The following is a 25,150-nucleotide window of genomic DNA, read 5'->3' as shown; positions in this document are numbered from 1 at the left end:
AAGCGCCGAATAATCAAAGTTGCTATCATTTGCTGAGTGAAACGCCATTGCGAACAAAAAATACCCACTATAATGTAAAACAAAACCTAGCGAACCTTGCGTTAAAATCAATCAAAATAGATTTCTCCTAAAATTAAAGCGCCGAATAATCAAAGTTGCTATCATTTGCTGAGTGAAACGCCATTGCGAACAAAAAATACCCACTATAATGTAAAACAAAACCCAGCGAACCTTGCGTTAAAATCAATCAAAATAGATTTCTCCTTCGTCGAAATGACAGGAAAGTCAAAAATTCACCATTCACTTTTCATTATTTGTTATATTTCAATAGCTTATTGATTTTCCGCCTCGTCTGTACAGAAACCTTATACGCTTCATCGCGGAGCTTTTGAATCTTTCCGACAGGCTGAAAGAAAATCTTACTTTCAAAAGGATTAAAAGAAAGCAACTCGCTGTCACATGAATTTGCGTTCAGAAGATTATTTTTTTCAATTTTCACTTCCCCGATTTTAATGTACGGTGAATTTTTCCATTCAACATTAAGTTTATTTACAGGCTGATCTTTCAGGTCATAGCAAAGCTGAATAAGAACATCTGCCGTGAAATTTTCTTCTCTAAGATAACGTTCCACAGCATTTTTTACCTTTAATTTCTTCCCGAAATGTTTGTTGACAGATTGCGGTTTGATTTTAATTTTCATCATATAATCTCCCAGTCTGTACACACCTACAGAATGAAAATCAAATGAAAGAAAAAAATCATTTCTCTTCCTCCAGAGTCTGAATATATTTTTGACGAATGATGCTGTAACTGTTGAAGGAATGACTTTTAAAATCTGCATCAGTAAAGAAAAAGAACTCCATTTTTTTACAAAAAAACGATTAACGGAAGTAAATAATTTTAGAAATGTACTCACCGAGTTAATCGGAAACAACGGAAAATTCACCAAAGGAAAATTGGCAATCACGTTTCCTTTCTCATCATTAATTTTCACGGCAAAACCATAGGCAGGAATATCTCTTTTCCCCTTCATTACTTTTAAATGGGCGTTGGAGAGACGGATGATCAGATCATATTTTTCTTTATCGAAATACGGTTTCAGTTCTTCGGGAATGCTTTTATCAATCAGAAAAGTTCCTTTCGTAACAGCGTATGTTTTAGCATGAGCATTTCTCGTTGCGTAATGAACATCACTCACGGAAGGCGACTGCTCAACAAAATCCGTAATGCTTTTTTTATTGATTTCCAGAAGCTGCTTCTCTTCATCAGTCAGTCTGTCGTATTCCTTTTTATATGGTAATGGATTGGGCATTTAGTTTTTAAGTCCAATTATAACGCCAAGTTTCGGAAATCCTATTAACAGAATATTAATGATACTTGAATTTTTTAAGCTGACTTAAAGATGCAAAAAAATGAAATTTAATAAATTGAAAACTAATGATTTATATGTTTTGAAAATTTTCTATGATTAAAAAACTTCCATCTTCCGGCTATCATCTTCCGGCACAAAGAACTATCTTTGCAAAAATTATCAATTATGGGAGTAGCAGATATGTTATTTAAACGTAAAAAAGAATTGGCAGAAAAAAACCTGAAAGACGGTCAGGAATATATGGCAGAATATGGCAAGAGAGAAAGCGTGGTAGAATTGCCTAGCGGATTACAGTATGAAATCATTACGGAAGGCGACGGCGAAAAACCGGGTCCTAGATCTACCGTAAAATGCCATTACCACGGAACAACTATCACCGGAAAAGTTTTCGACAGTTCTGTAAAAAGAGGAACTCCGGCTTCATTTCCATTAAATAAAGTAATTAAAGGATGGACGGAAGCACTTCAACTGATGCCTGTAGGAAGCAAGTGGAGATTAATTCTTCCTCCGCATCTGGCTTATGGAGATCAGCAGATCAGCAAAGAGATCGGTCCGAATTCTACGCTTATTTTCGAAGTAGAATTGCTGGATATCAAGAAGTAATTTATTAAAAATAGCTTAAAAATTTACCTGTTATTCGGGTAAATTTTTTTATTTGCGTAATTTTACCTTTCAAATTACTTAAAACAAATATTTGGTTTGAATTTGAAATAATGTAATTCTTATAAAATTTTCTACAGGTTTGTAGCTTACAGATGTATAAGAATCCCGAATCACAGAAAACATCGATCAATGAAGAAGATAATTTACTTTGTAGCATTCAGTATGTTGCTTACTTCCTGTGTATCAAGGAAAAATCAGGCAATCAGACAAAATATTCTTACCCTCAGAGACAGCTATTGTAAAGCGCCTTTCAAATACAATTACGGCAACAAATTACCTTCCTATAACTCAGATTCTATCATTAATGCCAACAAAGAATTAAAAGATAAATTTTCGGATCAGAGTATTTTGATTCTGAATGCTTTAGATAATCTGGATGAAGTTCATGAGATCATGGAGCTTAAAAAAGACACTTCTCTGGAGTCTCAGGTAAAAGTTTTACAGCTAAAATCCAAAATCAACAGCAAAATAACCATTGCTTTAACCGAACTGGATGCGGTTGCGGCAGAATTCGACTGTGAAGGCGAAAGAGTAGCACAGATCGGAAATTATGTGGATAACTTAAACGATTCCCGAAACAATAAACTCATTCTGCTGTCAATTGTAACAGGAGCCGCAGCTTCGGTAGCAGGAGGAATTGTAAAGGATAATTCGTGGAGTAATGCTATTGATATCGGAGGAGGAGTTTTGGGAGCAGGATTTGGTTTGGCAACTTTAAATCCGAAAGGTAAAAAAGTAGAATTTATCCATCAGAGAAATCTGCTAAGAGATGTATGGAATGGCAAATTACAGTCACCTAACTTTCCGCCGTTTATCTGGTATATGTACACCGAGAAAAAATTTTCCAACAGAGAGCAGCAGTCTATTATTTCGAGTATGAAAGAACGCTGGCTTCATTATCAGTTTGATGATGATAAAAAGCGTGCAGACGAATCTGTTATTTTCAGTGACGGAGGATTTTACCGTTCAGATGATCTTCATAACCGTGCCGCAATGCTCAACCAGATGCAGTCGGCAACCAGAACCATCAATCAGAATATCAATTATCTGCTTCTGGATCTGGATCGTCTGATTCTTTAACAAATTTTAATTGTAATAATTTTTGTTACATTAAAAAAATGTATATCTTTGCTTAGTAATTATAATGAACAACACAAGATTTGCCACGGCAATACATATCATGACTTTATTGACGGAAAGTCCACAGGACTGGCTTACCTCAGAATGGATTGCAGGAAGCATCAATATCAATCCTGTGATTGTTCGTAAAGAGCTTGGTGTGTTAAGAGAAGCGGGTTTAATTACAAGCAGACAGGGAAAAGAAGGAGGGAGTCAGCTGTCAAAAAGTGCAGATTCCATACGAATTTCTGAAATCTATCTGGCTGTGAAGAACACTGAAGTTTTAGGAAAGAAAAACAATAATCCCAATCCGGTTTGCCCGGTCGGAAAAGAAATTAATAATCATCTTAAAAATTTGTTTTCAGAAACCGATCAGTTGGTTTTGGATTTTTTAGGAGATAAATCCTTAAAACAGTTCAGCGAACAGTTCAAATAAAATTTTTTGCTTAAAAATGTAACAAAAATTATTACAATTAAATATAAAAAATAAACAGTATGAAAAAAGTAGCAGTAATAGGGGCAACAGGTTTTGTAGGAACTCAGGTTGTAAATGAATTATCCAACAGAGGATATCAGGTAGAAGCCATTGTAAGAGATGCTTCAAAAGTGGAGCAGAACGAAAAAGTAACGGCTAAAAGTGTGGATGTAAATAATGTAGATGAGTTATCAGAAGTTTTAAAAGGAAATGATGCCGTAATCAGTGCTTTTAACGCAGGCTGGACCAATCCTAATCTTTATGATGATTTTCTGAATGGTTCCCTTAATATTGAAAAAGCAGTTGAACAGTCTGGTGTAAAAAGATTTATTACTGTTGGAGGAGCAGGAAGTCTTTACATTGATGGAAAACAACTGGTAGACGGATCAGATTTTCCTGCAGAAATAAAACCTGGGGCAACTGCGGCAAGAGATTATTTAAACAAAATTAAAGAAAATGAAACCTTAGACTGGACATTTTTCAGTCCCGCAATAGAAATGCATCAGGGAACGGCAGGTGTAAGAACCGGAAAATACAGAACCGCTCTGGAAAATCCTGTTTTCGATGAAAACGGAAGAAGTGTTCTTTCCGTAGAAGATGTAGCGGTGGTTTTGGTGGATGAACTGGAACAGAATAACCACATCAGAGAGCGTTTTACAGCAGCCTACTAATTTTTTTAAGATATGTTTTAAAAGTTTCGGCGGCACCAAAGGTGCCGCCGAAACTCTATATTTTACCTCTCATTTTAAAGATTCATAAACAACTTCGGATTTACCGGAGTATTATTCTTATGTACCTCATAATGAAGGTGAGGTCCGGTAGAACGACCCGAATTTCCGGATTTGGCAATCACCTGTCCCACTTTCACTTTATCATTTACTTTAGCCACTAACTGCGACAAATGTCCGTAAAGAGTTGCCAATCCGTTTCCGTGAGAAACGATCACACAATTTCCGTATCCTCCTTTCTGTCCGGAAAAAATAACAGTTCCGGCTGCAGTTGCCACGACATCCGATCCGTAAGCAACGGCTATATCCAGTCCTTTATGAAACTGCATCTGATCTGCTTCTGCAGGCGAATTGTTTTTCTCGGCAGGCTTTTCAGATCCGGCTGCAACAGATTTTGCTGACGAAGCAGAAACCGGAGCAGCAGAAGTCGTTTTTGGTGTTACCATTACCTTTACTTCTCTTTTATTTCCGTAGCTATCCGTTACTTCTATAATTTTTTCTACAGGCTCAGCTTTTACTTCCGGAGCTGCGGCTGCAACGGCAGCAGGTTTTGCAGCACTACTTTTTACGGAGGCTAAAACGGTTTTAAAAGGAATAGGATTTTTTCTCACTCCGAAATTAGACGAAATATAACCTTCAGTAGGCATTCCCAAAGGAACTTCCAGTAACTTTTTCTGAAGATTCATCAGATACTGGCTGTATCGGTTTGCCTGTTTTGCCAGATAAATAGAGTTGGAGATACTGTCTTTACTCAGAATAGTAACTTTCTCGTTGGGAACATCCTTAGATTTAAGGAAAGAATTCAGTTCTGCTACGGTTTGATCCACCAATGTAAGATCAGTTTTCATTTTCAGATAATCTACACTGTCTTTTTCAGTGTTTATTTTTACAAGGTTTACTTCATAATTTTTGTTGTCTTTTTCCGAATACAACTTCGCAATGAAAATACCTTGCGCAAAAACTACTAATAAAAGTCCTCCTAAAAGCACATTTATGTTCTTTTTACTGCTTAGAAATTTCTTCATTTTTCTTCTCTTAGTATAATTACAAAACGGTTTTAAGCCTGCAAATTTAATTAAAAATAAACTTTCAGGCTTATTTTTAACAAAACTTTAGTTTTTTCTGTAATTAACGGTCGATTAGATATTTAATTGTGTTGAAGTGTTAATTTTGTCTAAATTTGGTTTTTATCATGCCCCGAAAATCCTTCTTTCCGTCTTTGTTTTAATATATTTGCAGTTCACATTTCTATTATGGCAAAAAAGAAAACAAATATAGAATCGAACCCGAAGAAAAGCAAAAATGACGTTGCGGTAGGAGTAGTCGGAAGTGGAAGTTTTGCGACTGCTATTGTGAAAATGCTTGTAGAAAACTGCAAAGTCGTGCACTGGTGCGTAAGAAATGAGTACGTAAAAGGAGCGATCGAACAGAGAGGTCATAACCCGACTTATCTTACAGCAGTTAATTTCAATCTTAAAAATTTAAAGCTTACCACAGACATCAACGAGCTTGTTTCTGCGTGTGATATTATTGTCTTGGCAACGCCGTCGATCTATCTTTCCGATACGCTGGATAAAATGACTTGTGATTATCAGAATAAAATATTCGTTTCCGCCATTAAAGGAATTATTCCGAAGGTAAATGATGTCGTAGCACATTATTTAAGAGACGAATTTAAAATAGGTTTCAGGAATCAGGCAGTGATTGCAGGACCTTGTCACGCAGAAGAAGTAGCGATGGAAAGACTGTCCTACCTTACCGTTGCAACCGTAGAAGATGAAGTTTCACAGAAACTGGTGGATATTTTCAATTCAGATTTTATTAAAATGCATTCCAGCAAAGATATTTTAGGAAACGAATACAGTGCGATTCTTAAAAATATTTTCGCTATCGGAGCCGGAATTGCGAGTGGTTTAGGATATGGAGACAACTTTACCGCGGTTTTCGTTTCCAATGCGATCCGTGAAATGGAAACTTTCCTGGAAGCCATTTACGAAGCGCCGAGAGATGTTAACGAAAGTGCTTATCTGGGAGATTTACTGGTTACCGCGTATTCATTATTCTCCAGAAACAGAAATTTAGGAAATCTTATAGGAAAAGGATATACCGTAAAATCAGCAATCCAGTCCATGAACATGATTGCAGAAGGATATTATGCCGCGAATTCTATTTATAAAACGTCAAAGGAAAAAGGGCTGAAACTTCCGATTGTAGATACGATCTATGGAATTCTGTATGAAGGAAAAAATGCAGAAAAACAGTTTAAAAAACTCACCGCAAAACTCAATTAATTTTCAATTTTAAATAACACAAAAACATCAGAAGTCTTTTTCTGGTGTTTTTTTATGTTTAGAATTCTTTTTTATTGAGAACTGTTTCCTGCTTTTGCTACTCGCTTTTTTAGGTTTTCGGCGGCGGCTTTGCCGCCGCCGAAAATACAAAAAGAGCTCAGATATGCCGCTCAATCAGTGCTATAAAATAGTCGGATCATAAAAATTCCAGACAATAATTAGCTTTCCGGCATAATAGAATTTAAAACAGATCAATACTTCCACAGATTCTGTAAATTAATTTTTTTGATAAAACCCATATTAAAATCGTTTAACCGAACCCTATTTTAAGAAACTTTTCCCGAACTTTGAAGTAATAAAATTTAAATTATGTCACAATCGCTTACAAGCAGAACGCCGAAACCCAAATACGACGTTGTTCTAATAGGTGGCGGAATTATGAGTGCCACTTTAGCTACCTTATTACACGAATTTGATCCTGAGCTCGAAATAGCTATTTTCGAAAGGCTGGGACGGTTTGCTAAAGAAAGTACAGCAGCCTGGAATAACGCAGGAACAGGTCACTCAGCATTTTGTGAGCTCAATTATACCCCTGAGAAGCCCGACGGAACAATTGATATTTCAAAGGCAGAAAGCATCGCCGAACAGTTTGAAATTTCAAAACAGTTCTGGTCTTATTTAATTACAAAAGGTTACATCAGCGAACCGAAGGATTTCATTAATTCCTGTCCGCACATGAGTCTCGTTTTTGGAGAAAAAGATGCAGAATATCTTAAAAAACGTCATGAGAAAATGTCAGAATCTGTTCTCTTTAAAGGAATGGAATTCTCAACGGATCACGATAAATTGAGAGAATGGATTCCTTTGGTAATGAGCAAAAGAAACCAGTCGGAAGTAATGGCGGCAACCAAAATGGATCTGGGAACTGATGTTAATTTCGGAACGTTAACCAGAAAAATGGGAAGACATTTGCTGGAAGATTCCAATGTTGAAGTTTTCCTTTACCACGAAGTAAAAGACATTGATCCGAAAGAAGACGGAACCTGGGAAATGAAAGTGAAAGACAGAATTCATAATCACAAACAGGAAGTAGAAGCGAATTTCGTATTTATCGGTGCAGGAGGATATGCTTTGCCATTGTTAGACAGTTCAGAAATCAAAGAAAGCGAAGGTTACGGCGGTTTTCCGGTTTCCGGACAATGGCTGGTAACTCACAATCAGGAATTGGTGGAAAAACATCAGGCAAAAGTATATACACAAGCAACTGTGGATGCTCCGCCAATGTCGGTTCCACATTTGGATTTAAGAATAATCGACGGGCAGAAAGCTTTACTTTTCGGACCTTTTGCCGGATTTTCAACTAAATTTTTAAAAGAAGGAAGCTATTTGGATTTACCTGAAAGTGTGAATACTAAAAATTTAAGATCGCTTTTCGGAGCTTGGTGGCATAATATTCCTTTAACCAAATATCTGGTTCAGCAGGTCGCCATGACGAAGTCCCAGAGAATTCAGCATTTGAGAGAATTTATTAAAGATGCCAAAGAAGAGGACTGGGAACTGAAAGTTGCCGGACAAAGAGTTCAGATCATTAAAAAAGATGAAAAACATGGCGGAAAACTGGAATTCGGAACCGAAGTAGTAGTGAATAAAAAAGGAACAATAGCTTCTCTTTTAGGCGCTTCTCCGGGAGCGTCAACAGCAGTGTACGCAATGTTAAACGTGCTTGAAAAATGCTTCCCCGAAAAACTTCATGGCGAGTGGAAAGAAAAACTGCTGGAAATGGTTCCTTCTTACGGGCAAAAACTGGCAGATCATCCCGAGCTTACAGAAAAAGTGAGAAACTATTCAAAAGAAAAATTACAACTCGAATATTAAAAAAAGTGAGCGCTGAATAGTCAGTTTTTTAAATTAAAGTATTAAATTACAAACAATTGACTATTCACTTCTCACAAAGATATTATGTCAGAAACACTTATAAAACCTGTGATCGTGAAAGAATTATTAGAATCCCTTCAAACCAAATTCGAGGAGGAACAGCAGGTTATTGTCCATTGCTGTTTTCCGGCATCACCCTTTTTTGGAAACCTCATCAGAATATGGCAGTCAACCTATCTTTTTGATAATCAGTCGGAACATCAGAGCAAATTAATTCATGCGGAAAACATTACCATTTATCCCAACTGGACTCCCGTTCCGTTTATGAAAGATTTTTGGTTTACCTTGGTGTTTTCAGGGTTGCCGAAAGACTGTAAAAGCTTTGATTTAAAAGAAGTTATTCCGGAAGAAGGCGGATTTTTTGTAGAATCCATTAAAAGAAATTCATCAGACATCTACCGTGTGAAAATTTCAGAATCTTACTGAAAATTTAATCCGCTGAATGGCTTATTTACCGTAAGATCTTTATCGTAAATCATAGTTTTAAGTTCATGAAAAAATACCTACTTATCTTTTTACTTTTTCCACTTCTGATATTTTCTCAAAAATTGTCAAAAGAAGAATCCGAAATTAAAAAATTTCAGAAAGAACTGAATGCAGAATATTTAAACCCGAAAGAAACACCTTTACGCGGCGAGAATTTTAAAAATTTTAAGCAGCATCCTTTCTTTCCAATCAATTTAAAATACAGAATTACCGCAAAATTCGAGAAAACAGAAAATGCAGAACCTTTTGATCTTCCCACCTCTTCAGGCAAAACAAAACCTTACAGAGAATTTGGAAAAGCAACATTTCAGTTAGACGGAAAATCATATACATTAACGCTGTATCAAAGCTTAGATTTAATCAAACAGAAAAAATACAAAGACCATTTATTTCTGCCTTTCCGTGATGCTACTAACGAAAAAGAAACATACGGAGGCGGAAAATATCTCGATTTAACCATCCCAAAAGGCAAAACCATTATTCTGGATTTTAATAAATCGTATCACCCTTACTGTGCTTACAACGCTTACGATTACAACTGTCCCGTTGTTCCAGAAGAAAATAAACTTCCGGTTGAAATTCGGGCAGGAGTAATGTATGAAGACATATATCATCATTAAATTATGGTAAAATTAAAATTTTACGAACCGAAAGATTTTCCCGGAGTAAGCTATACTTTGGACGAACTGCAGTCACAATACACCGCAACTGCAGAACAGGCATTACAGAAAATTGAAGAGCGGAGCGACACCCTTGCTTTTCCCATCACCATTCTGGAAAATCATCATCCTGCCGGTTTTTTTGTGCTGGATTTCGGAAATGATAAATTAGACCTTACAGACAATCAGAATTCTACGTTATTGCGCTCCCTTTCCATAAATCCTGAATCGCAGGGAAAAGGAATCGGAAAAGCAGCAATGATCCTCCTTGATGAATTTGTTCGGGAACACTTCAAAGATTGCAGCGAAATCGTTCTTGCAGTCAACCAAAACAATAGTTCCGCTTACGAACTATATCTCAAAGTCGGCTACAAATTCGACGGAAAAACAAGAATGGGCAGAAGCGGAATACAATATCTGATGTACAAAAAATTGTAAAACAGAATTTTTGAAAAAATTATCGTTTCAATAAAAAATAGTTTTAGCATAATCCTTAAAAATCAAACTTTAAGAAATTTTTAATTCAGAATTTTCATGTTTGGCGTGAAACTTTCACCTAAATTTGAGTAACATCAAATAATAAAACATGGAAATATCTCTTCACAATCAGGTCGCTGTCGTTACCGGAGCTTCCAGCGGAATCGGGTCAGGAATTGCAAAATCACTCGCTTCAGCCGGAGCAACAGTTATTGTCAATCACTCTTCGGAGCATTCGTCAGACGAAGCCAAAGCCGTTTTAAAAGGAATCACCGATGCAGGCGGAAACGGAATAACCTATCAGTGCGATGTTTCCAAAGAAGATCAGGTCGTTACAATGTTTCAGGATGTGGTTTCACAATTCGGAACAGTCGATATTCTCATCAACAACGCAGGTGTTCAGAAAGATGCAAAATTTACCGAAATGACACTCGATCAGTGGAATACCGTCATCGGAATCAATCTTACAGGTCAGTTTTTATGTGCAAGAGAAGCCATCAAAGAATTTCTTCGCCGTGGTATCGATCCTTCGCGTTCCGTTGCCTGTGGAAAAATCATTCACATCAGTTCCGTTCACGAAATCATTCCTTGGGCAGGTCACGCCAATTATGCTTCAAGCAAAGGCGCAATCAGAATGCTCATGCAGACTTTGGCGCAGGAATACGGAGCCGACAAAATCCGTGTCAATTCCATCTGTCCCGGAGCAATCCAGACACCCATCAACAAAGATGCATGGAACACTCCTGAAGCGTTAAACTCATTATTAGACCTGATTCCTTATAACAGAATCGGTCAACCGCAGGACATCGGAAATATGGCGGCGTTTCTGGCAAGTGATCTTGCAGACTACATTACCGGAGCCAGTATTTTTGTAGATGGCGGAATGACAACGTTCGAAAGCTTTTCAACAGGAGGATAATTCTTTTGGCGCATATTTCCGGCTTTCACTACTCGCTTTTTTGTGCCTTTGCTTTTTCCAAAACTTACAAAAATAGCTCAGACAGACCGTTCAATCCGGAGCGCATTGCAGCCGAAACATGAATGAACGTTATTAAAGAAAATGAATTGTAAATAGTGAATGGTCAATGGTAAATTCGTTTCACTTGTCAATAAAGTATTTAAAGAAATAGTGTTTCAAAAATAAGTAAAACGCCTTTGTTTATCTTAATTTAGAAGAAAAAAAAAATAGAAAAGCTTTGTCTGACTTTGCGATAAAATTTTTAATCATTTATCAATAATCAACCATCACTTATCAAAACAGCATGAAAGAAAAAGAAAGACTGTCCGACGTTACTTGGAAAAAATGGGGACCTTATGTCAGCAACCGCGAATGGGGTTTGGTGCGCGAAGATTACAGTGCAGATGGTGATGCATGGAACTATACCAATCACGACATTGCGGAGGCCAAAACCTACCGTTGGGGCGAAGAAGGGATCTGCGGTATCTGTGATGACCTTCAGAAACTTGTTTTTTCAGTCGGATTCTGGAACAAAAAAGATAAAATGCTGAAAGAACGCTTCTTTGGCCTATCAAACGGTCAGGGAAACCATGGGGAAGATGTAAAAGAATATTTTTATTATCTCGATTCCACGCCTACGCATTCTTACATGAAAATGCTGTACAAATATCCTCAAAACGCATTTCCCTACGAAGATCTCATAAAAACCAACGCAGAAAGAGGAAAAGAAGATCCTGAATACGAATTAATTGATACCGGAATTTTCGACCAAAACGAATACTTTGATATTTTTATTGAATACACCAAAGAAAGTCAGAATGATATTCTGGTAAAACTAACGGTCGTCAATAAATCAGAACAAGAAGCTCCGTTAATCATTCTGCCTACAGTCTGGTTCAGAAATACATGGAACTGGGGATATAATAATTACAAACCTCAGATGAATTCTGAAAATTCAGATTGTATCACTATTAATCATCACGATTTAGAAATCAAAAATGTATACGCAAAAAATGCTCAGAAAATATTATTCTGCGATAACGAAACGAATAATGAAAGACTGTATCAGTCTCAGAACCAGTCAAAATATACCAAAGACGGAATCAACGATTTTATCATCAACGGAAATTCCCAGTCTGTAAATCCAAAAGATTTTGGAACAAAGGCTTCCTTTTTCATCGACGAAAATTTTAAACCAAAAGAAACAAAAACGTTTGAATTCAGACTGTCAGATCAGGATTTAAAACAGCCTTTTCAGGATTTTGAGGAAATTTTGTATTCAAGACAGAAAGAAGCAGACGAATTTTATGCAGACATTCAGTGCGGAATAAAAACAGAAGACGAGAAACTCGTTCAGCGACAGGCTTTTGCAGGAATGCTCTGGAACAAAATGTTCTATCATTACAATGTGGAACGTTGGCTGAAAGGAGATCCTTCACAGGCTCCACCCCCAAAATCCCATGAACACATCAGAAATTCTGAATGGAAGCACCTCAACAATGAACACATTATTTCCATGCCCGACAAATGGGAATATCCGTGGTACGCAACGTGGGATCTGGCTTTTCATACCATCAGTTTTTCATTAATTGATCCCGATTTTGCAAAACATCAGCTCAAACTGTTTCTTTTTGAGTGGTATATGCATCCAAACGGACAGCTTCCGGCTTATGAATGGGATTTTAGTGATGTCAATCCGCCTGTTCATGCATGGGCAGTTTTCAGGGTTTTTAAAATTGATGAATATCTGAAAGGAAATCCTGATCTGCAATTTCTGGAAAGTGCTTTTCAGAAACTCCTGATGAATTTTACTTGGTGGGTGAACAAAAAAGACAACAACGGAAATAATATTTTCGAAGGTGGATTTTTAGGTCTCGACAACATCGGCGTTTTCGACCGGAATATGCCTCTTCCCAACGGAGAACATCTTGAGCAATCCGACGGAACGAGCTGGATGGCAATGTTTGCTTTAAATATGATGAGAATTGCTCTAGAACTGGCTTTGTATAACAATGTGTATGAAGAAATGGCGATGAAGTTTTTTGAGCATTTTCTGGCGATTGCCAATTCTCTGGATAACATGGGAGAAGAATGTTTCAGTTTATGGGATGAAGAAGATGAATTCTTTTATGATGCCATTGCTTCAAGTGACGGAGATCATATGTATCTGAAATTAAGAACAATTGTGGGACTTATTCCTATGTTTGCCGTGGAGATTATTGATGATGAAATGATTGAGAAGCTTCCGAATTTTAAGAAAAGAATGACCTGGGTTTTGGAAAATAAACCTGAACTGGCTGCTCTGGTTTCTCATTGGGAAGTAAAAGGTGATGAATCCAAACATTTACTGTCTCTTTTAAGAGGTCATCGTTTAAAGAGATTATTAAGCAGAATGCTCGATCCGGATCAGTTTTTAAGCGAATTTGGCGTTCGTGCGCTGTCAAAAGAATATGAAGAAAATCCTTTTACCCTAAATCTCAACGGAACAGATTATAAGGTAAAATATACTCCCGCAGAAAGCGACAGCGGACTTTTCGGAGGAAACAGCAACTGGCGCGGTCCCATATGGTTTCCGATTAATTTTTTAATTATTGAAAGTCTGCAACGCTTCTTTTTCTATTACAGTCCCGATTTTTTGGTGGAATATCCTACAGGAAGCGGAAACTATTCTAATCTTGATGAAATTGCAGAGGCTTTAAGCAAAAGACTGTCTCAATTATTTTTAAAAGATGAAAAAGGAAACCGTCCGTTTAATTCCCAATATCCTAGATTTCAGACCGATCCGGATTTTAAAGATTATATTTTATTCTATGAATATTTTCACGGAGATACTGGTCGTGGAGTAGGAGCATCGCATCAGACAGGTTGGACAGGGCTTATTGCCAAAATTTTAATGCCAAGATTTTCACGGAAAAATATTGCAGAATCTGAGACTGAAACACCGAAAAATGTGGAATTTTAAATCAATAATATCTTACTTAACGCCAATTCTCAGGTATTAATCATTCAAATATCTGTTGAATAACTTCCAGAGAAGTTGGAATTTTAAAATCGGTGATATGGTAATGATAATACACAAGTAAGCTGTCGAGAAATTCTTTTCTGAAATTGGAATGTATTTTAATACTGTAAGGATTTTCAGCCGATAAGATGGTTTTCCAAATGGCTGAAACTTCTTCGGTAAAGAGTTGATGCATTATTTCATGCGTAAAAGTTCCGGTTTCCGGATCAAGAAATTTCCCCGAATTCAGTAATGGCGCAACACCCTGAATTTTTAGAATTTTAATTAAAAAAATAAGATGCGACTGATAGTTGCGGCTTTCCAGCTCATCCGTAAATTCTTCAAGACAGAAAAAAATATGATGATTTTTATTTTCATGTCTTAAATTCTGATTTAAAAAATCTGAAATAAAAAACACAACCGTATTACAGCGAATATCCGTATAAATATCATTGCTTTTAATCATCTCAAATTTTGAAATCGTCTGGATCCCGTTTCCTTTTACAGGATTTACAGAGAAATTAAATTTGCTTAACGGCAGAAGAAGGGCTTTTTTCTTATTTTTTTTGGCATAAATTCCTTTCAAAAAATAAGACTGAAACCCGTCTTCTTCGGTGAAACAATGCAGTACTGCATCATTTTCGCCATATTTTATATAGGATAATAAAAATCCGCTTTGTGAATTCATTAATTTACGACAGCAATCTTCGCTGTAGCTTTATCGGAGCCGTCTTCATTCGTCATTAAAAGAAAATAAACTCCGGAAGCAACTCTGCTTCCTCTCTGATTATTAAGATCCCATTCATAATATCCTCCTCTTGCTACTGCAGAATGCACAACGTTTCCGGCAGCATCTGCAATTCGGATGTTGGTAACTTCTGCCAATCCTTTTATAGTAACTTTACCTTTAAAATTAGAATACACTACAGGATTCGGGTACACAAGTACATTGCCGAAGTTTGATGTTACATCGGCAACATCACCCTGATACGTTACAATTCCGTCGTAAGAAACAAAATATATTTTTCCTGTTTTTTTATCAACCTTAATGTCCGTAATTGTATTTGTTGGGAGTGGAGAGTTTTCTTTTGTAAAATGTTTAATGGTCTGTTGTCCGTCTGCGGAAAGATAATACACTCCGCCGCCGTCAACAGAAACCCACTTATGATCTCCCGCATCTACTTCGATCTGTAAAATCTGCCCGTCTCTGAAAAGTTCTTCACCCAATCCGTTCTGTTCAATAATGATAGGTTCCATATTTGCTGTAGAAGGGGTTTTTATTGTTGAAACGGCGTTAGATAAAATTCTTAATCCCACATCTGTACCAATCCATGCGTCTCCCGATTTATCGATAACTACAGAAATCGTTCCATTGGCTGTGGTTGGGAAACCATTGGGCTGGGTTAAAATATAGGCGGTGTCGTCCGATGTACTTTGCGTTTTCTTTGTATCATACGCTATAAAATTATTTGTTCGCGGAGTAGGAATAAAAAGAAGCCCTTCACTGTAAAGAGCCTTTTGTGCCGCTCCAAATTGAGACGTGGTATTTTTTATGACAAAATCATCTCCTGTTCTGTCATATGCACCGATTGCTGTATAAGGCCCAAGTGCAGCACCATCACCGGAGAAAGCTATAGAAGCAAAAAGATTGTTTGAGTCATCAAAGGTTAAACCGACAGGACGTCTTGTGAAGATATTTGTCGTTCCTAAATCATACCTTTTGACGAAAGTAAAATCCTTGTTTCCTGCATTGTATTTCATTTTATAAATTCCGCGTGATCCATCCGTCATGTAGTTTGCAAAAAATACATCAGTTGGATTTACAGGATCTGCAACAACATCCAATACATTGAATACGGTTGAATTTCCTTTAAAATAAGAAGGGTAGATCCAGCTCATCCCGTCAAAATAATAGAATCCTGGATTTTTTGAGTTTATAATTGCTGTGTTAAACCTGTTTTCTCTTCCTCCGGTAGAAACCAAAATCTGATTTTCTCCGTAAAGACTGATTTTATAGGCATAATTCTGATAAGGACCATCCGGTTTGAAGGTATTTCCCCCCTCGTTTTTAATTCCTGAAAAAATTGTTCCGCCATAAACACTGCTTCCTATAGTGGTTGCAGTGTTACATTCCTCACCAAAAGTTACGTTTGCGTTAAAGTTTCCGTTGGTTCCGAATGTATACACTCTGCTGAGATCCGTAACTACAATACTGTTATTAGTTACTACGACATCATGAACATTGGTAAATGACTGTGAAAGGGGAGTGAAAGCTCCTCCATTATATACATAGGTTGTATTGGCTGAAGAAAAGCTCAGAACCCCTTCTGAATCGATATGCTTGAATGTACCTGCCAATTCTGTAGTCCAGGTTGAAAAGACAGGGAAAGTAGTATTCATTTCATGGCTTCTAAGACCGGTGTTGGTTACAGAAAAAACTTTATTTCCGAAGATCGTGGCTTCATTACTTGCCTGATAAACTCCTCCTGATAAAAAGAATGCAGAATCTTTAAATTCTTTCTTCTTCAAATCGAATATTGAAACACCGTAACCTACAGAAATAACAGCAAGGTCTCCTGTAATTGAAATATGGTTGATTTTTTTGCTTCCGTTATATCCGGTCGCAATAGGAATATCAACAACATAAGTAATTCCATCCGGAGTTATGACGTCCAGCGAGCCGTTTTGATAACCTACCAAACCGATTTTGTTCTGCGGATTGTAATCAAAAGCTGAAACTTTAACCTCATGCAAACCGTTTGCTTTAGACAGTTTGGTAATTTCACCGGTAGAAATGGTATAGTAGAAAACCCCGCTTTCTGCTGCTGCAACTATTTTTCCGTTATCTTCTTTCATGGTAAGAACATTATTGTAGGAGAATAAGTCTGCCCATTTTTTTGAAGAAATAGTCTGTGCATGTGCAACTTGCAGGGATGCTAAAATACCGAGAGAGATTAAAGAGAGCTTTTTCATGCTTATGCTATTATGCTGCTGTCTATTACCTGATTGTTCCAGGAAATATGTTTTACATTTTTATTAGTATCAAAGAAGAAATCTATTCTGCCCAACAGAAGACCTGCCCATCCTACCTGATTTACCAGAACACTTTTGCCTGTTCTGTTGTTAAAAGTCTGTGGTTCCGGTAAGAAAGTGTGGGTATGGCCGCCCAGAATAATATCAATATTTTCTGTTTTGGCAGCTAAAATTTTATCACTTATTTTATTAGGTTCGTCTTTATAATCGTAGCCGATGTGTGAAAGGCAGATCACAAGATCACATTTTTGTTCGTTTTTCAGGAAGTTGGAATAATGTTGGGCAACGTCTACAGGATCGGAGTAAACTGTTTCTCCATATTGTTTTTTGCCAACGAGCCCGTCGAGTTGAATTCCCACTCCGAAAATTCCCACCTTGATACCGTTTTTATTGAATATTTTGTATGGAGACGTTTTTCCGTCCAGAACAGTATTTTTAAAATCGTAATTTGAACAGATAAAAGGGAATTTTGCATTGGGTAAAACCTTCAAAAATCCGTTCAGACCATTATCAAAATCATGATTTCCCATGGTGGAAGCATCATATTTCATCATGGACATTAATTTAAACTCCAATTCACCGCCGAAAAAGTTGAAATAGGGAGTTCCCTGAAAAATATCTCCGGAATCCAGAAGCAAAACATTGCTTTCCTGATTTCTGATCTGTTGTATTAAACTTGCCCTTCTTGCAAAACCTCCCTGATTGGGATTTTTGGTATAGCTTGCGTCAAAAGGTTCTATTCTGCTGTGCTGATCGTTGGTGTGAAGAATAGTAAGTTTCGTTGCGGACTTTAAATCAAGAATGTTTAATTCTTCCGCCATCATCATATTGGGAGCTAAAGCCATTGCTAAAGTTCCGCCACCTATTGTTTTTAAAAAACTTTTTCTATCCATTACTTTTTACCGATAAAATTTAGACGAACATCTGTATTGGGAACCACTTCAGGGGTTTTCTTAAAATAATCAATGAAAAGATCTCTTAATTTCATTCCTGTAGGAATCATTTCTCCTTTCGAGAAAAATTTCATATTGTCGCCTCCCAAAGCCAGATAATCTGAAGTGGCAATATAATAATCCTGTTCCGGATTTACTGTCTTTCCATTAATTAAAGTTTTGATTAGCTGTCCGTTATTGGTTTCTATATACAAATGAGAAACAGGATTGTTTACCTGATGTTCTGCATAATAATCGAAAAGTCCCTGAAGATCACTGCCTTTCATTTTTACGATAATCACTTCATTTTCAAAAGGCATTACTTCAAAAACACTTTTCAGTAAAATATCTCCTTTCCCGATCGTGGTACGTATTCCTCCGATGTTAATGAGGGCTGCGTCTACATTTTTCTGTATATTTTTTTTTGCCCAAACATCTGCTCCGTCAAAAGTATAATCTGCTAAAAGATTACCTAAGTTACTGTTATCGCCTTGTTTTGTAAGATCTACATTGGTGTGAGAGATCTTTTGGTTCATCTCTTTATCCAGTTTCTGCTTATAAGGCTCGATAATTTTTACAAATTCCTCATCATTTTTTAGCTCATTATTAATAGAAATATTTTTCTGGGTCTTTACCTCTGCAATCTGCATGGAAGAGGCCGATGAAGCCGTCTTACAAGCCGAAAGGGCAGCCAGAGCAATTCCTAATAACAAGAATTTATTTTTCATACGTCGACAATTATATTATTAAGGTATTGGTAATTATCATTCTATTGTATATTGATAAACAATTTAGCTGATAACTCCATTTTATCTTTTAGTATATGCAAATATAATTATATGTATAATAAAACATTATTAATTATTAGAAATTCTTATCACAAATGATTAAATTTGGCAAAAATAATTCTAACAGATGAGCATTTTAAAAGGAGTAGGTGTTGCTTTGGTAACGCCCTTTAATGAAGATTTATCCGTAGATTTCGAAAGTTTAACAAAATTGGTAGACTATAATATCGAAAACGGAACCGGTTATTTAGTTGTTTTGGGAACTACAGCGGAGGCTGCAACGCTTTCTGCTGAGGAAAAGAAACAGGTAATTGAGCATATCATTAAGGTTAATAATAAACGTGTTCCTTTGGTTTTGGGAATCGGCGGAAACAATACTCTTGAAGTGAAGAAACAGATTGAAGAAGCAGATCTTTCTGAATTTACAGCAGTGCTTTCTGTTTCTCCTTATTACAACAAACCCAATCAGGAAGGGCTTTATCAGCATTATAAAATGTTGGCTTCAACCGGGAAAAATATTATTATCTACAACGTTCCTTCGAGAACAGGACAAAATGTTGAGGCAGAAACAACGCTGCGTTTGGCAAGAGAGTTCCCTAATTTATTCCTGATTAAAGAAGCAGCTCCGAATATTCTTCAGTATTTCGATATTTTAAGAAAGAAGCCGGAAGGTTTTAATCTGGTTTCTGGGGATGATGAATATACGCTTCCTGTAACTTTGGCCGGTGGAGCAGGGGTAATTTCTGTAATCGGGCAGGCATATCCTAAAGAATTTTCTACCATGGTTCAGTTGGCTTTTGATAAAAAAGTGGATGAAGCCTACGAAATTCATAACAAGCTGGTTGAGATCACAAGACTGATTTTTGCTGAGGGAAATCCTTGCGGAATTAAAGTGATTTTAGCGGAAATGGGAATCATCAAAAACTATCTGAGACTTCCTTTAGTAGCGGCTTCAGAAGGGCTTCATGCTAAAATTAAAGCTGAAATGGCAAACATTTAAAAGAAAGTTATTAATCTGCTTTACAGTGATTTGTATATTTATAACATCATTTTGAAGCGATACCAAAATATCAGGTGAAAGAATCAGTTCTTTCACCTTTTTCAATTTTTAAAATGTAATTAAATGAAATTAACAGAAGCAACAGAAAAAGATATTCCGATGATTCAGGATTTAGCAAGAAGATCCTGGGAAAGTGCATATAAGGGGATTATCTCGAATGAACAGATTAATTATATGTTGGAGAAAATGTATTCAGAAGAGGAAATTTCATCCCATTTAAAGAATTCGGATTATCATTATTTTTTAATTTTTGATGAAAATAATCATTCTTTTGAAGGTTTCATGGGATATGAAAACGGTTACGAAGATGCCACGACAAAGCTCCACAGAATCTATCTGGTTCCGGAAAGTAAAGGGAAAGGTTTTGGAAAAGAAGCCCTGAACTTTTTAAAGAAGAAAATTTCTGAGAGTAATGATAAAAGAATTATTCTGAATGTGAATAAAGATAATAACGCTAAACATTTCTACGAATCTCAGGGATTTAAAGTATATGATGAGGTGGTTCTGGATATAGGAGACGGTTTTGTAATGGATGATTACCTGATGGAATTCAAGCTTTAAAGAAAAGAAGATTGGAATTTTATAAATCTTAAACATAATTCTATAAAATGTGATTTATTTATTTTTCGCATTTTTGCTGTACCAAATCACCTTCAAAAGTACATTCATATGCTTGGTGCTAAGCTTTATTGGCTTTTTATCAGTATATTTTTTTTCATCCTTAGTGTTTAAATTCCTGTATTTATTAATGCAGGAGTTTTTTATTTATGCAAAAAATAGCAGATTTTTATTATTTCACTTTTAATTGAAATAAAATTTTTATATTTACATTGAAACATTAAAGGATATATAAAAGATGAAAATGTATGTAAAATTTGACTTCAATACCCTCTGCAAAAAGATACTGGACGAGAAACTTCGGGAGCACGGTCTTAAATACAGGCTTCTGAATTTCGGAGAAGTAGAGTTCTATGAATCTCTTACCCAGGAACAGCACAAGAATTTTAAAAAAACCTTGAAGATTACGGAATAGAAATAATTGAAAATCAAAAGGCTGCGTTGGTACAAAAAATTAAAGATGCCATTGTAGAACTTGTTTCTTCCGAAGAAGGAATCTCTGTAAAAGCTTCCATTTACATTGCCGAAAAACTCAATCACAGCTACGGATATCTTTCGAATCTGTTCTCGGAGATTACCCATACTTCCATTGAAAATTTTCTCATTATCCGTAAAATAGAGTTCGCAAAAGAATTAATTATCAGTAAAAAGCTTAGTTTTACGGAGATCGCTTACCGCTTAAATTATTCAAGTGTAGCACATCTCAGCACACAGTTTAAAAACACAACAGGAATGACGCCTTCCCAGTTCCAGAAAATTATTTCGCTGAGGAGAAAATTATCCCATATCAACGAACAATATCTGAAGGCTGTATGACCAAAGATTATCTGAATATAATTCTTGTAGAAGAGGACGAAGGAAAACGAATCTTTTTTGAAAATATATTTTCGGACTCAAAAATTGCCCTTAAGACAAATTCTTTTCACAAGATAAAATGTGTGATGGATTTGCTGGATGAAGAAGATATTTTGATTCCTGAAATGCTCTGGATTAATAAAGATATTATTGCAAAAGACGATTTTGATTTTTTTTCAGTAATACAATCACATATGAAGTTTAATGATACTGTGATTGTTATTTATTCGGAAAATTTTAAGAATGACGAAGAAGAAGATTTTTTGGTAAAAGGAATTAATGTTATTATGAAACTTCCTGATAATTATACAGATATGAAGAAAAAAGTGAGTGAGATTATCGCGATAAACTGGCAATATCATACTTCAGGATTCAATAAAAATAATTTTATCATGAAAGTGTGAAAAATTTGATTAAATTATTTTGGAATTAAAATTAAATTTTTATATTTGTAAAGTAATACTCACACAAAGGTGATAATTAAGTAGAAAATACATTGATTATCTCTTGAGAAATTACCGAAATTGGAACACAGATTTATCATATCAAAAAACGATAAATGAAGAATGAAAATTGTTTCAGTTTTTGAAAAAAATTATATAAATCACAATGTTAGTTAAACAAAATGAATTATAATAATTTCCAATTAAAAGCGCAGAAGATCTTTAAACAAAACGGTACAATCATGAAAACTTAGTACTGCCAAAGGAGAATATATCGTTTCATTTTTTCAAATCCTTTGTCAGAAACCTAGTTAGTTTTTATAAATAAGCAATTGGAAACTTAATTCATTTTGTTTTTTTTACATCATTTTTTAAGCTTAAACATCATTACAATTACTATATTCATCACACCACATCACAAAATATTAAGCGAAAGGCTTATGTGAATTTTAAAGAAGTAAAGTAATTTTTCTTCAAATAACAGTTTTATAAGGGGGAACCGCGTGAAGACAAGATCTTTTCGCGGTTTTTTGTTTTCAGGAGATTTTACTCCATTTATTTTTTCCTTTGTAATTTCTCAGATAATCATTTTTTATAATCTGGTTTTCCGGTCTGGATAATAGCGGATCTGCTTCAAGTATTTTTTCTACCGTCTTTTTTGTTGCTTTGATAATGGCAGCATCATTCACAAGATCCAGTCTTTTAAAATCCACAACACCACTTTGCTGAGTTCCCAAAATATCTCCCGGACCGCGAAGCTGCATATCTACCTCAGAAATTTTGAAGCCGTCATTGGTTTCCACCATCGTTTTAATACGCGTTCTGCTGTCTTTAGACAATTTATCCGAAGTCATTAAAATACAATAACTCTGTTCCGCACCACGACCGACACGTCCGCGAAGCTGGTGAAGCTGGGAAAGCCCGAATCTCTCAGAACTTTCAATGACCATAACCGAGGCGTTCGGAACATTTACCCCGACTTCAATTACGGTGGTAGCAACCATAATTTCTGCTTTTCCGGAGGCAAAATAATTCATGGCAGCATCTTTTTCGTCCGGTTTCATCTTTCCGTGGAGCATGGCTACGTTATAATGTGTGAAATTGTCCATCACATTTTCCAGACCTTCCATCAGATTTTTGTAATCTAAAGTTTCAGATTCTTCAATTAAAGGATACACAAAATAAACCTGCCGTCCTTTCTGGATTTCCTCGCGGCAGAAATTATAAACATAGGCGCGGTCTTTTTCCCTTCTGTGAGCGGTGATGATGGGTTTTCTTCCAACAGGAAGCTCATCGATAACCGAGACATCAAGATCCGAATAAAAACTCATTGCAAGAGTTCTAGGAATTGGCGTTGCTGTCATGACCAGAATATGAGGCGGAATTTTATTTTTTGCCCAAAGTTTTGCTCTTTGTGCTACACCAAACCGATGCTGCTCGTCGATAATTGCTAACCCGAGATTCTTAAATTTTACTTTATCTTCCAAAACCGCATGAGTTCCCACAAGAATAGAAAGTTCTCCGTTTTCCAGTTCTTCATGAATTTTATTCCGTTCAGATTTTTTGGTGGAACCTGTTAAAAGCCGGATTTTAACTTCCGTCTTTTCTAAAAGTTCCTTAATTCCGTTATAATGTTGCTGGGCAAGAATTTCCGTAGGTGCCATGATGCAGCTCTGGAAGCCATTATCTTTTGCTATAAGCATCGTTAAAAGAGCAACCATTGTTTTTCCGGAACCTACATCTCCCTGCAAAAGACGGTTCATCTGGATCGGACGTTTCATATCCATCCGGATTTCTTTGAGTACTCTTTTCTGAGCTCCCGTTAAATCAAACGGAAGATGATTTTCATAAAAATCATTAAAATAATCTCCAACGATGGGGAAAGGGTTTCCTGCGGTATGACTTTTGTGGTGAAGTTTTTTCAGCCCGAATCCTAACTGAAAGAAAAATGATTCTTCAAATTTTAAACGGTAATCGGCTTTCTCAAAATGCTCCATATTCTTCGGAAAATGAATATTGAGATAGGTGTGCTGCCTTGATAAAAACTTAAATGCCTTCATCAGATAATCCGGAAAATTCTCATGAATAAGATTCGGGATTTCTTTGCATACATTTCTTAACACAACCTGAAAAAACCGCTGATTCAGTCCTCTTTTGGTCAGCTTTTCCGAACTTGGATAGATGGGTCTTAATCTGTTTTCGGAATCTTTCTTTTCTTCGATTTCTATTTCGGGATGCGGCATAGAAAACTGGTTGTTGAAAACATTGATTTTCCCGAAAATAAAAACTTCTTTATTCACAGGAAGCTGTTCTTTCAGCCATTTTGAATACTGAAACCAAACCAGATCCATCGATCCTGTATCATCATTGAATTTCGCAGAAAGCCTTTTGGTTTTTCCGGTCTGTATTTCCTGAATGTTGGTGATTTTCCCTTTCAGTTGCACGTCTGTGGAAACGTCTCCAAGCTGCGAAATTTTATGAACTTTGCTTTTATCCAGATAACGGAGCGGGTAGAAGTTCAGCAGATCTTCCACGGTGGAAATTCCCAGAACGCTTTTGATGAGTTTTGCTTTTTCCGGACCGATTCCTTTTACGTATTCTATGGAGGTTTCTAAATTCATTTTTAGGAGCCACGAATTTCGGGAAAAATTAGAAATTAAAAAAGGCTCTCATTGCTGAAAGCCTGTATTTTTATTCTTTTATTTTAGATTTAAATTTTTTCTGATAATCTTCCCACTGCTCCCGCGAACGGATTTTCTTGAAAAGATCTTTAGAAATAAATTCCAGATAAGGTTCTAATTCCTTTGCGGATAATTCTCCCTGTAAAATGGTGATCGGATTACCGCTTTCATCCAGAAAAACTGTACTCGGAACGGCTGCAACATTCATATACTGAGTGAATTCGTGTAAGGAATTTCTTCCTTTCTTATGTTCCGTATTCGGATTAGAAAACTTTCTTCCAAAAATTTCGATCTCCTTTTTATCTTCCGCATTGAATTTTACCGGATAATAACTTTCATTCAGCATATCAGAAATTACCTGATGTCCGTATGTTTTTTTATCCATGATCTTACACGGAGCGCACCAGTCTGCGTAAAAATCGATGAGAATTTTTTTAGGATTTTCTTTCTGTGCTTTCAGTGCTTCTTCAATGGTCATCCATTTTACCTGCGCAAAACTGAAAGTGACTAAAAAGAGTGCTATTAAACTTATAATTTTCTTCATGATTTGGTATTTTTGAAGTAAATGTAAGCATT

22 protein-coding genes and 1 pseudogene are annotated in these 25,150 nt (G+C 36.2%); 15 read left to right on the top strand and 8 right to left on the bottom strand.

Annotation, left to right across the window (positions count from 1 at the left end):
* Positions 1–310 precede the first annotated feature (310 nt).
* Positions 311–1,312 (bottom strand): catalase, encoded by a 1,002-nt coding sequence (locus tag H6W53_RS10690; RefSeq protein ID WP_185206701.1) that lies wholly within the window; start codon positions 1,310–1,312, stop codon positions 311–313.
* 225 nt (positions 1,313–1,537) lie between these two features.
* On the opposite strand from H6W53_RS10690, the gene H6W53_RS10685 reads away from it, so the two are divergent.
* The 4 genes from H6W53_RS10685 (at position 1,538) to H6W53_RS10670 (ending at position 4,300) form a co-directional block, all read left to right on the top strand.
* Positions 1,538–1,975 carry an FKBP-type peptidyl-prolyl cis-trans isomerase gene (locus H6W53_RS10685; protein WP_087708965.1) on the top strand — a complete coding sequence of 146 codons (438 nt, stop codon included), beginning with the start codon at positions 1,538–1,540 and terminating at the stop codon, positions 1,973–1,975.
* Between the two features lie 189 nt (positions 1,976–2,164).
* Positions 2,165–3,115 (top strand): hypothetical protein, encoded by a 951-nt coding sequence (locus H6W53_RS10680; RefSeq protein WP_185206699.1) that lies wholly within the window; start codon positions 2,165–2,167, stop codon positions 3,113–3,115.
* 64 nt (positions 3,116–3,179) lie between these two features.
* A complete protein-coding gene (locus tag H6W53_RS10675; RefSeq protein WP_185206697.1) occupies positions 3,180–3,590 on the top strand; it encodes an Rrf2 family transcriptional regulator in 411 nt (136 codons plus the stop codon).
* Between the two features lie 59 nt (positions 3,591–3,649).
* Positions 3,650–4,300, top strand: a complete 651-nt coding sequence (locus H6W53_RS10670) for an NAD(P)-dependent oxidoreductase (RefSeq protein WP_185206695.1) — start codon at positions 3,650–3,652, stop codon at positions 4,298–4,300.
* A gap of 74 nt (positions 4,301–4,374) precedes the next feature.
* Here H6W53_RS10670 and H6W53_RS10665 read toward each other — a convergent pair whose 3' ends face one another.
* A complete protein-coding gene (locus H6W53_RS10665) occupies positions 4,375–5,382 on the bottom strand; it encodes a M23 family metallopeptidase (protein ID WP_185206693.1) in 1,008 nt (335 codons plus the stop codon).
* A 228-nt stretch (positions 5,383–5,610) separates the two neighbouring features.
* Between H6W53_RS10665 and H6W53_RS10660 the strand changes: the two genes are divergently transcribed.
* The 7 genes from H6W53_RS10660 to H6W53_RS10630 all read left to right on the top strand — a co-directional run bounded on the left by H6W53_RS10660 (position 5,611) and on the right by H6W53_RS10630 (position 14,125).
* Complete coding sequence (locus tag H6W53_RS10660; protein ID WP_185206691.1) at positions 5,611–6,648, top strand: NAD(P)H-dependent glycerol-3-phosphate dehydrogenase; 1,038 nt, start codon at positions 5,611–5,613, stop codon at positions 6,646–6,648.
* Positions 6,649–7,017: 369 nt separating this feature from the next.
* Positions 7,018–8,523 carry a malate dehydrogenase (quinone) gene (gene mqo, locus H6W53_RS10655; RefSeq protein ID WP_116098782.1) on the top strand — a complete coding sequence of 502 codons (1,506 nt, stop codon included), beginning with the start codon at positions 7,018–7,020 and terminating at the stop codon, positions 8,521–8,523.
* Between the two features lie 84 nt (positions 8,524–8,607).
* On the top strand, positions 8,608–9,009 hold the full coding sequence (locus tag H6W53_RS10650; RefSeq protein WP_108411637.1) for a hypothetical protein: 402 nt from the start codon (positions 8,608–8,610) through the stop codon (positions 9,007–9,009).
* A 122-nt stretch (positions 9,010–9,131) separates the two neighbouring features.
* Complete coding sequence (locus H6W53_RS10645) at positions 9,132–9,689, top strand: DUF1684 domain-containing protein (protein WP_228457581.1); 558 nt, start codon at positions 9,132–9,134, stop codon at positions 9,687–9,689.
* A gap of 3 nt (positions 9,690–9,692) precedes the next feature.
* Positions 9,693–10,166: a GNAT family N-acetyltransferase gene (locus H6W53_RS10640; protein ID WP_087708978.1), complete on the top strand. Its 474-nt coding sequence runs from the start codon at positions 9,693–9,695 to the stop codon at positions 10,164–10,166.
* A gap of 148 nt (positions 10,167–10,314) precedes the next feature.
* Positions 10,315–11,124: a glucose 1-dehydrogenase gene (locus tag H6W53_RS10635; protein WP_116098780.1), complete on the top strand. Its 810-nt coding sequence runs from the start codon at positions 10,315–10,317 to the stop codon at positions 11,122–11,124.
* 343 nt (positions 11,125–11,467) lie between these two features.
* Positions 11,468–14,125, top strand: coding sequence for an MGH1-like glycoside hydrolase domain-containing protein (locus H6W53_RS10630; protein WP_185206689.1), 2,658 nt, complete (start codon positions 11,468–11,470; stop codon positions 14,123–14,125).
* 40 nt (positions 14,126–14,165) lie between these two features.
* Here the strand turns inward: H6W53_RS10630 and recO are convergent, their stop codons facing one another.
* Genes recO through H6W53_RS10610 form a run of 4 tightly spaced genes read right to left on the bottom strand, consistent with a single transcriptional unit; the run spans position 14,166 to position 18,857 of the window.
* Positions 14,166–14,852, bottom strand: a complete 687-nt coding sequence (recO, locus tag H6W53_RS10625) for a DNA repair protein RecO (protein ID WP_185206687.1) — start codon at positions 14,850–14,852, stop codon at positions 14,166–14,168.
* Complete coding sequence (locus H6W53_RS10620) at positions 14,852–17,137, bottom strand: hypothetical protein (protein WP_185206685.1); 2,286 nt, start codon at positions 17,135–17,137, stop codon at positions 14,852–14,854. The genes recO and H6W53_RS10620 overlap by 1 nt, the downstream gene beginning before the upstream one ends.
* A 2-nt stretch (positions 17,138–17,139) precedes the next feature.
* On the bottom strand, positions 17,140–18,090 hold the full coding sequence (locus H6W53_RS10615) for a bifunctional metallophosphatase/5'-nucleotidase (protein ID WP_185206683.1): 951 nt from the start codon (positions 18,088–18,090) through the stop codon (positions 17,140–17,142).
* Positions 18,090–18,857: a 5'-nucleotidase C-terminal domain-containing protein gene (locus H6W53_RS10610; protein ID WP_185206681.1), complete on the bottom strand. Its 768-nt coding sequence runs from the start codon at positions 18,855–18,857 to the stop codon at positions 18,090–18,092. Before H6W53_RS10610 ends, H6W53_RS10615 begins: the two co-directional genes overlap by 1 nt.
* A gap of 187 nt (positions 18,858–19,044) precedes the next feature.
* Between H6W53_RS10610 and dapA the strand changes: the two genes are divergently transcribed.
* The 4 genes and pseudogenes from dapA to H6W53_RS10590 all read left to right on the top strand — a co-directional run bounded on the left by dapA (position 19,045) and on the right by H6W53_RS10590 (position 21,854).
* Positions 19,045–19,917 carry a 4-hydroxy-tetrahydrodipicolinate synthase gene (gene dapA, locus H6W53_RS10605; protein WP_185206678.1) on the top strand — a complete coding sequence of 291 codons (873 nt, stop codon included), beginning with the start codon at positions 19,045–19,047 and terminating at the stop codon, positions 19,915–19,917.
* A gap of 123 nt (positions 19,918–20,040) precedes the next feature.
* Positions 20,041–20,538: a GNAT family N-acetyltransferase gene (locus H6W53_RS10600; RefSeq protein WP_185206676.1), complete on the top strand. Its 498-nt coding sequence runs from the start codon at positions 20,041–20,043 to the stop codon at positions 20,536–20,538.
* A 295-nt stretch (positions 20,539–20,833) separates the two neighbouring features.
* Positions 20,834–21,411 (top strand): annotated as a pseudogene (locus tag H6W53_RS10595) (helix-turn-helix domain-containing protein).
* On the top strand, positions 21,408–21,854 hold the full coding sequence (locus H6W53_RS10590) for a response regulator (RefSeq protein ID WP_185206674.1): 447 nt from the start codon (positions 21,408–21,410) through the stop codon (positions 21,852–21,854). Before H6W53_RS10595 ends, H6W53_RS10590 begins: the two are co-directional and overlap by 4 nt.
* A 575-nt stretch (positions 21,855–22,429) precedes the next feature.
* On the opposite strand, the gene recG is transcribed toward H6W53_RS10590, so the two are convergent.
* Complete coding sequence (gene recG, locus H6W53_RS10585; protein WP_185206672.1) at positions 22,430–24,514, bottom strand: ATP-dependent DNA helicase RecG; 2,085 nt, start codon at positions 24,512–24,514, stop codon at positions 22,430–22,432.
* 70 nt (positions 24,515–24,584) lie between these two features.
* Positions 24,585–25,118 carry a thioredoxin family protein gene (locus H6W53_RS10580; RefSeq protein ID WP_185206670.1) on the bottom strand — a complete coding sequence of 178 codons (534 nt, stop codon included), beginning with the start codon at positions 25,116–25,118 and terminating at the stop codon, positions 24,585–24,587.
* Positions 25,119–25,150 lie beyond the last annotated feature (32 nt).

Source organism: Chryseobacterium sp. C3 (assembly GCF_014218905.1).
Taxonomy (GTDB): Bacteria; Bacteroidota; Bacteroidia; order Flavobacteriales; family Weeksellaceae; genus Chryseobacterium; species Chryseobacterium mucoviscidosis.
The sequence above is the reverse complement of the archived record's forward strand: the minus strand, read 5'-3'. Positions and strand labels throughout refer to the sequence as shown.